General features: G+C 72.8%; 13 protein-coding genes. 5 read left to right on the forward strand and 8 right to left on the reverse strand.

The features are described from left to right. Positions 1-84: 84 nt before the first annotated feature. Positions 85-630, reverse strand: coding sequence for a GNAT family N-acetyltransferase (locus PS467_RS03980; RefSeq protein ID WP_311034009.1), 546 nt, complete (start codon positions 628-630; stop codon positions 85-87). 72 nt (positions 631-702) lie between these two features. On the opposite strand from PS467_RS03980, the gene PS467_RS03985 reads away from it, so the two are divergent. After that, on the forward strand, positions 703-3,114 hold the full coding sequence (locus PS467_RS03985) for a tetratricopeptide repeat protein (RefSeq protein ID WP_311034010.1): 2,412 nt from the start codon (positions 703-705) through the stop codon (positions 3,112-3,114). Between the two features lie 41 nt (positions 3,115-3,155). Here PS467_RS03985 and PS467_RS03990 read toward each other — a convergent pair whose 3' ends face one another. The 5 genes from PS467_RS03990 to PS467_RS04010 form a co-directional block, all read right to left on the reverse strand. Beyond that, positions 3,156-3,464, reverse strand: a complete 309-nt coding sequence (locus tag PS467_RS03990) for a hypothetical protein (protein ID WP_311034011.1) — start codon at positions 3,462-3,464, stop codon at positions 3,156-3,158. A gap of 109 nt (positions 3,465-3,573) precedes the next feature. Next, a complete protein-coding gene (locus tag PS467_RS03995) occupies positions 3,574-4,572 on the reverse strand; it encodes a hypothetical protein (protein WP_311034012.1) in 999 nt (332 codons plus the stop codon). Positions 4,573-4,728: 156 nt separating this feature from the next. Then, positions 4,729-5,055 (reverse strand): MmcQ/YjbR family DNA-binding protein, encoded by a 327-nt coding sequence (locus PS467_RS04000; RefSeq protein WP_311034013.1) that lies wholly within the window; start codon positions 5,053-5,055, stop codon positions 4,729-4,731. 100 nt (positions 5,056-5,155) lie between these two features. After that, a complete protein-coding gene (locus tag PS467_RS04005) occupies positions 5,156-6,082 on the reverse strand; it encodes a pseudouridine-5'-phosphate glycosidase (protein WP_311034014.1) in 927 nt (308 codons plus the stop codon). Then, entirely contained in the window at positions 6,079-7,215 is a 1,137-nt protein-coding gene (locus PS467_RS04010) for a PfkB family carbohydrate kinase (RefSeq protein WP_311034015.1), read from the reverse strand. Before PS467_RS04010 ends, PS467_RS04005 begins: the two co-directional genes overlap by 4 nt. A gap of 187 nt (positions 7,216-7,402) precedes the next feature. On the opposite strand from PS467_RS04010, the gene PS467_RS04015 reads away from it, so the two are divergent. From PS467_RS04015 to PS467_RS04025, 3 genes are all read left to right on the forward strand, one after another. Further along, on the forward strand, positions 7,403-8,347 hold the full coding sequence (locus tag PS467_RS04015; RefSeq protein WP_311034016.1) for an ATP-grasp domain-containing protein: 945 nt from the start codon (positions 7,403-7,405) through the stop codon (positions 8,345-8,347). Then, positions 8,344-9,195 (forward strand): ATP-grasp domain-containing protein, encoded by an 852-nt coding sequence (locus tag PS467_RS04020; protein ID WP_311034017.1) that lies wholly within the window; start codon positions 8,344-8,346, stop codon positions 9,193-9,195. The genes PS467_RS04015 and PS467_RS04020 overlap by 4 nt, the downstream gene beginning before the upstream one ends. A 119-nt stretch (positions 9,196-9,314) precedes the next feature. Further along, positions 9,315-10,073 carry a thioesterase II family protein gene (locus PS467_RS04025; protein WP_311034018.1) on the forward strand — a complete coding sequence of 253 codons (759 nt, stop codon included), beginning with the start codon at positions 9,315-9,317 and terminating at the stop codon, positions 10,071-10,073. 86 nt (positions 10,074-10,159) lie between these two features. Here PS467_RS04025 and PS467_RS04030 read toward each other — a convergent pair whose 3' ends face one another. After that, a complete protein-coding gene (locus tag PS467_RS04030) occupies positions 10,160-11,374 on the reverse strand; it encodes a DUF4032 domain-containing protein (RefSeq protein WP_311034019.1) in 1,215 nt (404 codons plus the stop codon). A gap of 139 nt (positions 11,375-11,513) precedes the next feature. On the opposite strand from PS467_RS04030, the gene PS467_RS04035 reads away from it, so the two are divergent. Continuing rightward, on the forward strand, positions 11,514-12,287 hold the full coding sequence (locus tag PS467_RS04035; protein ID WP_311034020.1) for an SDR family NAD(P)-dependent oxidoreductase: 774 nt from the start codon (positions 11,514-11,516) through the stop codon (positions 12,285-12,287). 118 nt (positions 12,288-12,405) lie between these two features. Here the strand turns inward: PS467_RS04035 and PS467_RS04040 are convergent, their stop codons facing one another. Further along, a complete protein-coding gene (locus tag PS467_RS04040; protein WP_311034021.1) occupies positions 12,406-14,274 on the reverse strand; it encodes a CASTOR/POLLUX-related putative ion channel in 1,869 nt (622 codons plus the stop codon). Positions 14,275-14,343 lie beyond the last annotated feature (69 nt).

A 14,343-nucleotide genomic window follows, 5' to 3' on the forward strand; every position in this document is an offset into this window, starting at 1 on the left:
GCGTGGTTCTCCAGGGGCTGCGCGGACACGGGCGTGCGCGGAAGCGGCGGAACAGAACGCTATCTGATTATCATTTCCATCAACTCACGGGCCCCCGAGGGGCATGGGGACCTCGAAGTGGACGACGCCGTTACCGCCTCCGGGCGCCTCCCGCTCATCGCAGACCACCTTTCCCAGCGACCGCCAGAACGGCTCGGCGCCCGGCACCCCCGGATCGGTGTGCAGATAGACCGCGCGATAACCGCCGTCCGCGGCGGCGAAGTCCAGCAGCGCGCCCACCAGCCGCCGGGCCAGCCCGTTGCGCCGGTGCGCGGGACGCACGTAGACCCGGCGCAGCTGGGCGGTCTCCCCCGACGGATAACGCCCGGCCAGCCACGCGGGGTTGGGCGGATGGGCCGGGCCCCGGGAGTCGAGCGCGGCGGTCGCCACGACCGCCCCGTCGCCCTCGTCCACCGCCACCAGCAGGGTGTGGCGCCCGTGGTCCAGATACGCGGCGGCGGGATCGACGATGTCGGCGTGCCAGCGCGGCACATAGCCCGTGCCGAAGTCGCGGTAGACGGTGTCGAGCATCACGCTGCGGGCAGCGTCGAGGTCGTCGGGGGTCGCGGTCCTGATGCGGTAGCTGGGCACCTGCACATCGTACGCAATAAGCGGGTGCGATCACCGTACTGGCAGACTGGGCCGGGAGCGGAGGAGGGGCGGATGGGGCGGGCACGGCCGTCGCTGCAGGAGCTGATCCAGCGGCGCGAGAACGCCGGATTCGTGGGCCGGCGCCGGGAACTGGACGCGTTCCGGGACAACTTCGGGCTGCCGCCGGAGGAGGGTCGGCACCACTTCGTCTTCCATGTGCACGGCCATGCGGGCGTGGGCAAGACCTGGCTGGTGCGCCGGCTGGAACAGGTCGCCCGCCAGGAGTACGGCGCGCTCACCGCCCGCGTCGACGAGACGGTGGGCTCGGTCCCCGAGGCGATGGCCGCGATCAGCGCCCAGTTCCACCGGCAGGGGAAGGAGTTCACCGCCTTCGACCGCCGGCTCGCCACCTATCGGCAGCGCCGCCACGAGGCGGAGTCGGCACCGGACCCGGCCGAGCGGCCGGGACCCAGTACCGGCAGCATGGTCGCCGCGCGGACCGGTCTGGCCGGCCTCGGGCTGGTGCCGGGCGTCGGGGCGCTGGCCGGCGCGGTCGACCCGGTGCCGCTCGCCGAGGGCACCGACCGGCTGCGGGCCGCACTCAGCTCACGGTTCCGCGACCACAAGGACGTCCAGCTGGTGCTGGACCCGGTGGAGGCCCTGACCCCGCTGCTGGTGCGGGAGTTGTCGGAGGCGGCCGCGGCGGTCCCGTGGCTGGTGCTGTTCTTCGATACCTACGAACGGGTCGGCGCACTGCTCGATCCCTGGCTGCACACCCTGCTGACCAGCGAACGCCTGGGCAGGCTCCCCGCGAACACCGTGCTGGTGCTGGCCGGGCAGACCCGGCTGGACCCCGGCCGCTGGGGCGAACTGGCCGATGTGGTCGCGGAGCTGCCACTGGAGCCGTTCACCGACGCGGAGGCCCGGCACCTGCTCACCGCCAAGGGCATCACCGAGGAGCCGGTGGTGCGCGAGGTGCTGCGGCTGTCGGGCCGGCTGCCCGTCCTGGTGTCCACCCTCGCCGAGAACCCGGGGACCTCCGGCGACCTGGACGACCCCAGCGCCACCGCCGTCGAACGGTTCCTGAAGTGGGAGCCCGATCCGGTGCGCCGCGCCGCCGCCCTGGCGGGCGCGCTGCCCCGGCGGTTGAACGAGGACGTCTTCCGGGCGGCGGTGGGCGAGGAGGCGGCCGGGGCCGGGCTGTTCGGCTGGCTGCGGGCGCTGCCGTTCGTGGGCGGTCGCACCGGGTCGGCCCGTTACCACGACGTGGTCCGCGCCCCGATGCTGCGACTCCAGCGGACCACCTCACCACAGCGGTGGAGCGAGGCGCACACCCGGCTGGCGGAGACCTTCGCCGGGTGGCGGGAGACGGCCGCCGGAGGGCTCGACCCGCGCGACGGGTGGAAGCTGGACGCCTGGAGCGGACCGCGTCTGGAGGAGTGGTACCACCTGCTGTGCGCACGGCCGTCGGCGGCACTCCCCGGAGCGCTGCGGGACGGCATCGACGCCTGCGACGCGGGACCGGCGGTGGCCCGGCGGTGGGCGGCCACCCTGGCCGAGGCGGGCGAGGACGCCGACTCGGACGAGGTACGCGCCTGGGGGCGGCGCCTGGAGGGGGCGCTACGGGACGAACGGCGGCGCGGCATCGAGGCGATGGGACTGCTGCTGGCACGGGCCGGACTGGACACCGCCGGCCGGGCCGCGGCGCACGTGGTCCGGGGCTGGCACCGCCGGTCGGTCGAGGAGAACGACGCGGCGCTGGAGGACTTCCGCCGAGCGATCGAGCTGGACCCCGAAGACGTGCGGGCGCACTTCGGATGCGCCGCGATCCACCGGCTGACCGGGGACTTCACCGCGGCGATGGACGCGCTGGACCGCGTGGACGCGCTGGAGCCGGGCGCCACCTGGGTCCAGCGGGAGCGCGGGGAGACCTGCCGCCGGGCGGGCCGGTACGAGGAGGCGCTGGCCCTGCTCGACCCGGTGATCGAGGCCGATCCGGGGGACCATGTGGCGCTGGGCAGCCGCGGCCGGATCAAGGCGGTGCTCGGCCGGCCCCGGGAGGCCCTGGCGGACCTGGACCGGGCCATCGCACTGAACGGCGACTACACCTGGGCCCTGGTCCGGCGGGCCCGTGTCCGCAGCGCCCTGGGCGACACGGCGGGCGCGCTGGACGATCTGGACCGGGCGGAGGAGCTCGCCCCGGACACCCCCGGAACACTGGGCGAACGCGGTGATGTCCACCGCTTCGCGGGCCACTACGAGGAGGCCATCGCGGCGTACGACCGGGCACTGGCCCTCGACCCCGGCTACGCCTGGGCCCTGGGGAGCCGGGCGATGGCCCACGAGGGGCTGGGCAGACGGGCACAGGCGCTGGCGGATCTGGCACGTGCGGTGGAGCTGAACCCCGGCTACGCCTGGGCCGTGGCGCAGCGCGAGCGTTTGCTGAACTCACCGGAGGGCGGACGGCACGACCGACCGGTGTGACCTCCCGGCACCCGTGTCCCGCGTCCTGTCGTCGCGGCCGGTCACTGGCTCTGTCGTGAGGTGCGCCCGGTGAAGCAGGACGACACGATGCCGCGTAGGGCGCGCAGCACGGCGCGGCAGCACGCCGGGCACCGGGACGGGCGAGCCCGGCGGACCGGGTGCGGTACGGCCGCCGGAGCCGGTACGGCCTCGGGGCCGGACACGTCCTGAGCGGTGGCGTCGACCGCGGCGGCCGGAGCCGCCGGGGCCGATGAGGGCGGTGAGGGATCGGCGGTCCGCGCGACGGCGGGGCGGCGGGCGGCCTCCGCGCGCATCATCGCGCGCATGGCGGCATAGACATCGGTGGGCATGCGGATACTCCTGCGGTCTCGGACGTCCGACGGCTGGCCGGGCAGGGCGCACCGCATCCGGAATCCGCGGCACGGCCGCGGAAACGGATGGCGGAGGACCCGGGCCCGGTCAGCAGCGCAGTACGACGGACCGCGAGGAGAGCCGCCCGGTCGGGGCGTCACCCCCGGCGCCGAACGCGCGGACACCGGTCGCGTGGTCGGCGAGGCGACCACGGACCACGACGAGCCCGAGGGGGCCGGGGGACGTCGAGAGGGACCGATGAGCGCCGAGCGAAGCACCGTGCACCAACCGCCCGGCGTGCCGCGCCGGATGCCCGCCACCGTCCCGAGCGGAGAACACGGCCGACGCCGACGCCGAACGCTCCTCCTCGACATCCGGCCCGACCGGAGCGAGGACGGGAGCGCCCGCGGGGGTGGATGTGGCGAGGGCCGGGGCCGGGACGGAACCGGGCACGGCCGGAAACGGGGTGCCGGACGCGACCGAGACCGGAGCACCGGGCACGGCCGAGACCAGGGTGCCAGGTGCGGCCGAGACGGGGGTGCCGGGTGCGGCCGAGACCGGGGGGCCAGGTGCGACCGCGACCGGGGGGCCGGACCCGACCGAGACCAGGGTGCCGGACGCGCCCGAGACCAGGGTGCCGGACCCGACCGAGACCAGGGTGCCAGGCACGGCCGAGACCAGGGTGCCAGGTGCGGCCGGAAACAGGGTGCCGGACGCGACCGAGACCGGAGCACCGGGCACGGCCGAGACCGGGGTGCCAAGTGCGGCCGAAACGGGGGTGCCGGGTGCGGCCGAGACCGGGGGGCCAGGTGCGACCGCGACCGGGGGGCCGGACGCGACCGAGACCAGGGTGCCAGGCACGGCCGAGACCAGGGTGCCGGACGCGACCGAGACCAGGGTGCCAGGCACGGCCGAGACCGGAGCACCGGGTGCGGCCGGAAGCGGGGTGCCGGGCGCGGGCCGGGCAAGGCCCGTGGTGGGCGAGTCGCGGACGGCGCCCAGGGGCAGTACGGCGTGCAGCAGCGTGACCGCCAGCAGCAGAAGGACGGCGGCCGCGCACGGGCCGCCGCGCACCGCGGGGCGGTTCATCCTGCGGCCGTGCACCATGCGGCCTCCCTCGCTGAATCCCCCTCCAGGGAACCCCGCACAGCGGAAGACGGCACTCCGATTACCGGGAAAAGTCCGTACTTTCACCCGTGTCAGTTATCTCCTCGAACACGCATATCGTCGCATTTCGAGGAGTCACCGGCCGCCCTGGGGCGGTCATTCGAGCAGCGTGGCCGGTGCGGCCTGCCGCCAGGAGTCGAGCAGGATGTCCCGCAACTCGTCCAGGTCGTCCAACGCCGCGAGCCGCACCCTCACCCACGCCGAGCTCGCCTCGTGACCGGCGACCCAGAACTTCTCCGGCTCGGCCAGCACCAGCTCCCCGCGCTCCTCCTTGGGGCATCTGACGGCCATCGAGGTCTCGTCCTCGGGCAAGGTGGCGAACATCTTCCCGGCGACCCGGAAGGTGGGCATCGACCAGGCGATCTTCTCTGTGGTCTGCGGCAGCGACAGGGCGATGGTACGGACATCGTCGGACGTGATCATGGCCCGACGGTAGAGCACCCCACCGACAACGCCGACCAGCCGCCCAGGCGCCCGCGGGAGGCCGGTCCGCCGCCTGGGCGCGGCAGGGCGGCGCGGTCGGTCAGCCCTCCGACCGGGCGTAGTGGATCGCGATCCGCGCGCCGAGGCGCGCGTTGTTCTTGACGAGGGCGATATTGGTCCGCAGGCTCTCCCCTTCGGTCAACTCCACGATCCGGCCCAGCAGATACGGGGTCGCGTCCTTGCCGCCGATCCCCGCCTCCGCCATCTCGGCGAGGGCCCGCTCGATGATGCCGTCGATCCGCTCGGCGGGGATCTCCTCGGCATCGGGGACCGGATTGGCGATGCTCAGCCCCGCCGTCATGCCCAGCTCCCATTGGGCGCGCATGATGGCGGCGATCTCCTCGGGTGAGTCGGCGCGCAGCGGGGAGCGGAAGCCGCTCACCCGGGAGTAGAAGGCGGGGAAGTCGTCGGTGCCGTAGGTGAGCACCGGAACGCCGAGGGTCTCCAGCTTCTCCAGGGTCAGCCCGATGTCGAGGATGGACTTGACCCCGGCGCTGACGACGGCCACCGGGGTGGTGGCGAGTTCGGTGAGATCCGCGCTGATGTCGAAGGTGCGCTCCGCTCCCCGGTGCACCCCGCCGATGCCGCCGGTGACGAAGACCCTGATCCCGGCGAGCGCGGCGAGCCGCATCGTGGACGCCACGGTGGTCGCGCCGTGGCCGCCGCGCGCCATGACATGGGCGAGGTCGCGCACGCTGACCTTGGCGACGTCGGGGCTGGTGGCCAGCAGTTCCAGATCGGCCCGGCCCAGACCGGCGCGCGGGGTGCCGTGGAGGACGGCGATGGTGGCGGGGACCGCGCCCTCGGCGCGGATGATCTCCTCGACCTCGGTGGCCATCTCGACGTTCTGCGGATACGGCATGCCGTGGCTGATGATCGTGGACTCCAGCGCGACCACGGGGCGGCCGTCGCGCAGGGCCTGCGCGACCTCCTCGGTGAGGGTCAGCCGGGGGTGGGGCGTGGTCATGTGGTCCTCCGCAGCGGGGCGTTCAGCGCGTCCTCGATCAGACGCGGGGTCAGGTCGGGCCGTACGGTGGCGGGGGTGGCCACGGTCAGCGCGGCGGCGGCGTGGCCGTAGCGGGCGGCGCCGGCCGGGTCGGCGCCGGTGAGCAGGGCGTGCGCGAACGCGCCGAGCATCGCGTCCCCGGCCCCGGTGACGTCCTGGACCTCGGCCGGTGGCGCGTCGAGCGGCACCCGGTCCGCGCCCTCGGTGCTCAGCAGGGAGCCGCGCGCGCCGAGCCGCACCCACACATGGCGGACCCCGCGCTCGTGGAGGTCGGCCACGGCGCGCAGCAGCTCGCGGTCGTCGCCGCCGGCCGTCCCGGCGAGGTCACGGCCGGTGAGCGCGGCCAGCTCCGCCACGTTCGGGGTGACGGTGAAGACCGGCCGCCGGGCGGCGAACAGCGGGGCCAGCAGGGCCGCCTTGGGGACGCTCACCGGGTCGATCAGCGTCCGCACCCCGGTGGCCGAGGCGATGTCCAGGACGTACGACAGGGTGCGGGGGGAAAGGTTCCCGTCCAGCACCAACAGGCCGGCGTGGCCGATGAGGTCACGCGCGCGGTGGAGGTGTTCGGGGCTCAGCGCGTCGGTGGCGGCCATGTCGGCGATGGCCACGACCAGTTCGCCGTCCGCGTCCAGCACCGCCGTATAGGTGCCGGTGGGGTGCGGGCCGCGGTGCACATGCTCGACGCGCACTCCGGCGGCCTGGGTCTCCGTCAGCAGCCGCTCCCCCGCCGGGTCCTGCCCGACCGCGGCGATGAGATGGGTGGGGGTGCCCAGCCGTGCGAGGTTCTCGGCGACATTGCGGGCGACTCCGCCGGGGCTGGTGTGGGACCGCCCGGGATTGCTGGTGCGGTAGGCGACGGGTGCCAGGCTGCGCACCTTGATGTCCACATTGGCCCCGCCGATGACCACCACCGCGTGCTCCTGGCGGAGGATGTAGCCGCGCCCCAGGATGGCGCCCTTCTTGCCCAGGTTGGAGAGGTGGACATTGACCGCGGCCCGGGTGGTGCCGAGGGCGTCGGCGATGGACTGGGCCCCGGCCAGCGGGTCCCGCCGCAGCAGCGCGAGAATCTCGCGTTCCCTGCGCGTCAGCGTCATGTTCAGCAGAGTAAAGAACTCTTGGCCCGGTAAACAGACCGCCGGCGCCCGCCGGCCGGCCCGGGAGGTCCGATGATCGGCCCTGGAGATCGTCGAGGAACGGCGGATGACATCCTGGAAGGCCATGGCGCGCCGGACACTGTCGGCAGCGGCCCGGGAACCTGTCCGGTGACGAGGAAGAAGACCGATGAGACTCTGCTTTCTGGTGGAGGAGCGCTATCGCCATGACGGCATGCCCCGTGAGGTGATCCGTCAGCTCTCCGCCTGGGGGCACCAGGTGGACGTGGTCCGGCCGGGCAGTTCCCTGATGCGGATGTCGGACGCGGTGCGGGCGGGGAGCCATGACGCCTGGGTGCTCAAGACGGTGTCCGGTGGCCCGGGGCTGACGCTGCTGGAGGCCGCGGCGGCGGTCGGGCTCACCACCGTCAACGACGCCCGTTCCATCCGTGGCGTACGGGACAAGGCCCTGGCGGCCGCGATCGGACGCAGCCGCGGGCTGCCGATGCCGCAGACCTACGCGGCGGCCCGGCCCGAGGCGCTGGAGAAGATACCGGAGGCGGAGTTCCCGCTGGTGGTCAAGCCCGCGAACGGCAGCTCCGGGCGGGCCGTGCGGTTGGTGCCGACACCGGACCGGCTGCGGGCGCTGCGGGCCGAACTGGCCGCGGAAGAGGGGATGCTCATCGCCCAGCCCTATGTGCCGAATTCGGGCATCGACCTCAAGGTGTACAGCGTGGCCGGGGAGTTGTACGCGACCGAGCGGGTGTCCCCGCTCTCCCCCGACCGGGGCGTACGGGGACGGCGGGTACCGCTGTCCGCCGAGGTGGCGGCCATCGCCGCCGAGGTCGGCACGGTCTACGGTCTCGATCTGTACGGGGTGGATGTGCTGCTGGGCCCGGACGGCCCGGTGATCGTCGATGTGAACGACTTCCCCAGCTTCAAGGAGGTGCCGGACGCGGCGGCCGAGGTGGGGCGCGCGGTACTGGAGTTGGCGCGCCGGGGCGGCGTCCGGTCCGGGGCCGGGGCCGTCGGCGTCCGCGCCGAGCCGGGGCCGGCTCCGGAACCGGTCCCGGCGGCCACGGGCACGGGCCCGGCCACGGACCTGATGACCGCGACGGTGGGCGGCGGCCGATGAGGATCGGTCTGATCACCGCCGACCCGGGCCATCAACTCCTCGCCGACACCACGGATCTGCTGGTCCCCCGCCATGAGGTGGTGACACTCGACCCGGGCGGCCACGTCTGCCCCGGGGAACTGGCGGATGTCTATCTGCTGAAGGCCCGGACACCGCGGGCGCTGGCCCTCGCGGCGTCCCTGGAGCGGGCCGGCGCCTCGGTGGTGAACTCGGCCGCGGCGACCGCGCGGTGCCAGGACCGGACGGTGATGGCCGAGCTGGCGCTCCGCGCCGGTCTGCCGTTCGCCCGCACCCGGACCGTGGCCTCCCTGGCCGGCCTGGCGGCGGAGCGGCTCCACCGTCCCGTTGTCGTCAAGAGCCGCCACAGCCGCCGCCATGACCTGGTGGCCCGCGTGGACGACGCCGCGCGGCTGAGCGCGCTGAGCGCCGACTGGGCCGATGAGCCCGTGGTGGTGCAGGACTTCGTCCCGAACGATGGCTGGGACCACAAGCTCTGGGTGGTCGCGGGCAGGGTGTTCGCCGCGCTGCGCCGGTCGGAGCTGGCGGCCGGCGGCCGCGGCCCGGCCCTGCCGCTCGCCCCGGACGCGCTGCCGTCCGGCTGGCTGGAACCGGTGCGCCGGGTCGGTCCGGTGTTCTCGCTGGACGTCTACGGCGTGGATCTGATCGACGCGGGTGGCGGCACCCCGCTGATCGTGGACATCAACGCCTTCCCGGGGATCCGCGGTCAGGCCGGCGCCCCCGAGGCACTGGCGGCCCTGGCCCTGCGGGTCGCCGAACGGGGCGGGCGCAGCACCCCTCATGCCATGACCGACACGACGGAAATACTGGGGGAGCCCCGTCCGAAATAGGGGTTGTCGCAGGTCGGACCGGACCGGCAGGGTGGTCTACTGGTCTCCGCGCGGTCCGAGGCACACGCGCGACAGCCCACGACAGCCGCCGCGGAACGCGCGGCACGAAAGGACATCAGGTGACCGCAAACCCCACCGGCACAAGCCTGTGGATCAGGCAGTTCCACCCCGCGCCGAACGCGGCGACGCGACTCGTCTGCCTGCCCCACGCCGGCGGGTCCGCCTCCTACTACTTCCCCGTCTCCAAGGCGCTCTCGCCCACGGTCGACGTACTGGCCGTGCAGTACCCGGGGCGGCAGGACCGGCGCAACGAGAAGTGCATCGACAACATCGCCGAGCTGGCCGACGCCCTGGTGCCCGAGCTGCTGCCGTACACGGACAAGCCGCTGGCCCTTTTCGGCCACAGCATGGGCGCCACCCTCGGCTTCGAGGTCGCGCTGCGCCTGGAGCAGAAGGGCGTGGTGCCGCTGGCGCTGTTCGCCTCGGGGCGGCGCGCCCCCTCCCGCCACCGTGACGAGACCGTGCACCTCAGGGACGACGACGGGCTGATCGCCGAGATGAAGGCGCTCAGCGGCACCGAGGCGCAGGTGCTGGGGGACGACGAGATCCTCCGGATGGTGCTGCCCGCGATCCGCAGCGACTACAAGGCCGCCGAGACCTATCGCTACACCCCCGGTCCGCAGCTGGCGGCGCCGATCCACGCGCATGTGGGGGACGACGACCCCAAGGCGAGCGTCGAGGAGGTCCGCGCCTGGGGCGAGCACACCACCGGCGGATTCGACCTCCAGGTCTACTCCGGCGGCCACTTCTACCTCAACGACCAGGCTCCGCGGGTCATCGCGTCGATCCGGCAGGTGCTGACCGCGCAGGCGTCCTGAGCCTCGGCCCGACCCGGGTCACCGGGTGACCGCCCCGACGGTGCGCAGGGCGATATCGCCGGCGACGGCGGCGTACCGCGAGGCGGTCATCCGTGCGGGCGGTGGGCCGCCGCGGTCCGTATGTAGTCCTCGACGGTGGCCTCCAGGCCCACGTCATGGCCGGCCCGCTCGCACAACCGCCAGCGGTGTTCGAGCAGTTCGTAGTAGATCTGCGCGGTGTCGGTGGCACCCCGCAGCTCCCGGGGAACCATCCGTACGGTGGGCCGGAAGACATCGCGCACCCAGCGGTGGGCGAGTACCTCCGGGCGCGCGCCGAGCGGATCGCCGGGCGCGTAGTCGTCCTGGGTGGCCATCCAGGTCTCCAGGTCGTTCAGGAGGCTGCGGGCCTGGTTCTCCTCCGCGTCCAGTCCGGTCAGCCGCAGCAACTGCCGCTGGTGGTGGCCCGCGTCGACGACCTTGGGCACGAAGGTGACCGTGTCGCCGTCGGGTGAGCGCTCGATCTGCATCTCCGCCACGTCGAACCCGAGGTCGTTCAGGCGCCGGACGCGCTGGTCGATGGCGTGGCGCCGGGCGAGCGGATAGACCGACTGGCGGGTCAGTTCGTGCCACAGCTCGCGGTAGCGCTCGACGATGGCCTGGCCGAAGAGCACCGGGTCGACCGAGGGGTGCAGGGAACCGCTCGCCTCCAGGTCCATCAGCTCGCCCGCGATGTTCACCCGCGCCACCTCGACGTCGTACTCCCGCTGTCCGCTGGTGAGTCTGGGCTGGATCTGCCCGGTCTCGGCGTCCACCAGATAGGCGGCGTAGGCGCCCGCGTCGCGCCGGAAGAGGGTGTTGGACAGCGAGCAGTCGCCCCAGGCGAAACCGGCCAGGTGCAAGCGCACCAACAGCACGGCGAGCGCGTCCAGCAGCCGTCTGATGGTGCCCGGCCGCATCGTCGTCTCGAACATCGACCGGTAGGGCTGCGACCCCACCAGATGACGGGTGATCAGTGCCGGTTCCAGCGGTTCGCCGTGCTCGTCGGTGCGCCCGGTCACCACGGCGAGCGCGTCCACGGCGGGGACGGTGAGCCGGTCCAGGTCGCGCAGCAGTCCGTACTCCCGTACGGCCGCCCATTCGCCGACCTCCTTGACCGCGACGATCTCGCCGCCCGCCTGGGCGAAGCGGACGACATGGCGGGAGATGCCCCGGGGCAGCGGGATCAGATGCTCATCCGGCCACTCCTCCAGCGGAATGTGCCACGGCAGATCGAGCAGGGACGCGGGATGCTCCGGCGACGTGGCGGTGATCTGCAACTCCATGGCACCCCAGTGTGCGGCACGGATAACCACAAGTGGACAGAATCTGTCCAGATACATACGCTGAAGATCCAATCGGACAAGATCTGTCCGTTTAGGGAGGCCGCCACGACAGGACCGAGACCCGAAAGGAGCCCCTGCCATGAGCCATCTCGCCGGCACCACCGCAGTGATCACCGGGGGCGACGAGGGCCTCGGTTACGCCATCGCGGACGCCTTCGCCGTGGAAGGCGCCGATCTGGTGCTGCTCGCCCGTGACCGGGACACACTCGACCGGGCCCGACAGTCCCTGGCCGGACACGGCACCACCGTGCGCACCCTCTGCGTCGACCTGGCCGACCCCGGCGGCGCGACCGCCGCCGCGCGGCAGGTACTCGCGCTCACCAGGCGGGTGGACACCCTGGTCAACAACGCGGGCACGGCACATTTCAGCCCGCTCGCCCAGACCTCGGCCGAGTCCTTCGACGCCATGCTCCATCTCAACGTCCGGGTGCCCTTCCTCCTCGCCCAGGCACTGCTGCCCGCGCTCATCGAGGGCCGCGGCAGCATCATCAACATCAGCAGCTACTGGGCCCACAAGATGTCCGCCGACGGCCCGTCCGCGGCCTACTCGGCCACCCGCGGCGCGGTCAACGCGATGACCAGGGCGCTCGCCAGTGAACTGGGCCCCTCCGGCGTCCGGGTCAACGGCATCGCCCCCGGCGCCGAACGCGCCCCGGCCTGTGAACGGGACCGCCTCGCGGCGACGCACGCCGAGGAGCACGGGACCGCTGACGGCCACGCCCCGGACGCCCGTCTCCTGGGCCCCGGCGAACCCCGTGAGGTGGCCGCCGCGGCGGCCTTCCTCGCCTCCCCCCAGGCCGGCTGGACCACCGGCACCATCATGAACGTGGACGGCGGGCCCACCGTACGGTGACGGCCCTGGCAGGCTCCGGCGGTCGGCAAGACCGGGGAAACGGCCGGGGAAAGCCTTCCCGGCCTTCGGCCACACCCCCGGTGCCCACCGTGCGCTCGGCTGACCGGCGCGCTCTCGTTCAGTCCTCGGCGAGGACCACGACCGTATCGCCCTCCTCCAGGGTCAGCGGTGCGGTCTTGGACGGGTTGAGGTGGACGCCGTAGAGCGGTGGCTGGTCGCCGTGCCGGGCCAGCCGGTAGCCGATGGCCGTCTCGCCCCGCTGGCGGGCGGCCTCGATGACGGTGGCGAAGTTCGCCTCCGCGCCCGGTATCAGATAGCCGGCCGCCGGCTTGAGGTAGATCTCGGATCCCTGCGGGTCGAAGAGGTCGGCGAACACCGCGTACAGATGGCGGTTCTCGGTGAGCTGGGTGAGCAGCAGGCTGATCACCTTGGTGGAGACGATGAAGTCGTCGGCCTTGGTGACCTGTGCCACCTCGCGGTTGGCGTCGTCGTGCATCTCGGTGACGATCGAGTACGGATCGCCGAGCTGGATCTCGATGTCGCGCAGGTGCAGCAGGGTGACCAGGGTGCGGTCGTCGGCCCGCCCGGGGTCGATCCCGTCGTCCGTCAGCACCACGATATGGCGGTAGCCGTCCAGCCCGAGCGCCTCCAGCGAGGGGCGGCGGGTGGGTTCGCAGTGCTTGAATCCGACCGTGAGGTTCCGCAGTTGCCGGTTCATCTCCTCGCGGGGCGGGCGCGGGGCCGCGATGTCCACCACCGACCCGGGCTTCACCAGCAGGTCGAGCTGTTCGATGATCTTCTCCGCGCGGGAGTTCCAGCCGATCAGCAGCGTCCGGTCCGGGACCGGCGGCCGGACCTCGGCCGCCGCGATGGCCTCGCGTACGATCCGGGGCCGGGTGGCCGCCGCCTGGATGAGCAGATCGTCCTCCGCGAGCATCAGCAGCCGGTCCCCGTGCCCGATCACGGTGTCCATGGCGGGGTTGACCAGCGCCTCGCCGTCCGCGCGGTGCAGACCGATGGGCACCCCGAGTGCGAAGGCGTTCAGCGACTCCCCGTAGGTGGAGCCGACCAGCGCGGGCTCGTCCCAGGGGTAGATCTCATTGCCGACGAAGCTGAGCAGTTCGTTGAAGACGGTGGACAGACCGGACTGCCGGTGGGACTGCACGATCAGCCCGACCGCGATGTCATCGGCGTCGATCACCAGCGCGGTGTCCCCGGCGGCCAGCCGGGCGGCCGCCAGGTTCGCCGAACTCTGCACGGCGGCCACCACATTGGGGCGCGGCCCGGACCAGGTGCGGCTGTTCAGCAGCAACAGCGACTTGATGACGTCGATGTCGCTGTCGTCCCCGACCGGGGAGAGCACCATGATGGACTTGGCGGTGTCCGGGCTCACCAACTCCAGGTCGCCGCGCTGGAGCGGATTGCCGGAGCGGCAGATCACCCGGGTCTTCCCGGTGTCCGGGATACGGCGCCGGATCTCGTCCTCCATGTCGACCTTGTCCCGGTCGGCGAGGATCACCACACAGGAGCGCCGCTCGCTCTGATTGGCCTCCACCAGCTCGGCTATCACCGTGAAGACCTGTTCCGACCAGCCCAGCACAATGGTGTGACCGTGCTCGATCAGCCGTGATGTGCCCTTGCGCAGCTCGTGGATGCGGGCCTCCAGGCCGGTGGTCATCACACCGATCAGCGCGCTGACGATGAAGATCCCGCCGATGGTCACGATGAGCATGAGGATCAGGAACAGCGGCCGGCCGGTGTCCCCGCCCATCGTCCCCGGGTCGAGGGTGCGCAGCAGGCTCATCCAGACGATGCCCAGCCAACCGCCATTGTCCTCGGTGTCCTTGCGGGCGAAGGCGACCACCACACCGGAGACCAAGGTGATCAACGCCAGGGAAGCCAGCCCCAGCCAGCCGATCAGCGCCGGGGTGCCACGGTCCATCGTCCCGTCGAACCAGTACCGCAGCCGCTCCCGCAGCCTTTTCATGCCGCACTCCTCCATCGCCCACAACGCCGCCAGGGGCCCAACGGCCCCTGGTGAGCGGTGTGCTACGGC

This window comes from Streptomyces luomodiensis (genome assembly GCF_031679605.1).
GTDB classification, from domain to species: domain Bacteria; phylum Actinomycetota; class Actinomycetes; order Streptomycetales; family Streptomycetaceae; genus Streptomyces; species Streptomyces luomodiensis.

Bases quoted from the DNA above. Each gene is read 5' to 3' on its own strand.
- PS467_RS03985 (WP_311034010.1), top strand. From the start codon at position 703: ATGGGGCGGGCACGGCCGTCGCTGCAGGAGCTGATCCAGCGGCGCGAG.
- PS467_RS03990 (WP_311034011.1), bottom strand. From the start codon at position 3,464: ATGCCCACCGATGTCTATGCCGCCATGCGCGCGATGATGCGCGCGGAG.
- PS467_RS03995 (WP_311034012.1), bottom strand. From the start codon at position 4,572: ATGGTGCACGGCCGCAGGATGAACCGCCCCGCGGTGCGCGGCGGCCCG.
- PS467_RS04000 (WP_311034013.1), bottom strand. From the start codon at position 5,055: ATGATCACGTCCGACGATGTCCGTACCATCGCCCTGTCGCTGCCGCAG.
- PS467_RS04005 (WP_311034014.1), bottom strand. From the start codon at position 6,082: ATGACCACGCCCCACCCCCGGCTGACCCTCACCGAGGAGGTCGCGCAG.
- PS467_RS04010 (WP_311034015.1), bottom strand. From the start codon at position 7,215: ATGACGCTGACGCGCAGGGAACGCGAGATTCTCGCGCTGCTGCGGCGG.
- PS467_RS04015 (WP_311034016.1), top strand. From the start codon at position 7,403: ATGAGACTCTGCTTTCTGGTGGAGGAGCGCTATCGCCATGACGGCATG.
- PS467_RS04020 (WP_311034017.1), top strand. From the start codon at position 8,344: ATGAGGATCGGTCTGATCACCGCCGACCCGGGCCATCAACTCCTCGCC.
- PS467_RS04030 (WP_311034019.1), bottom strand. From the start codon at position 11,374: ATGGAGTTGCAGATCACCGCCACGTCGCCGGAGCATCCCGCGTCCCTG.
- PS467_RS04035 (WP_311034020.1), top strand. From the start codon at position 11,514: ATGAGCCATCTCGCCGGCACCACCGCAGTGATCACCGGGGGCGACGAG.
- PS467_RS04040 (WP_311034021.1), bottom strand. From the start codon at position 14,274: ATGAAAAGGCTGCGGGAGCGGCTGCGGTACTGGTTCGACGGGACGATG.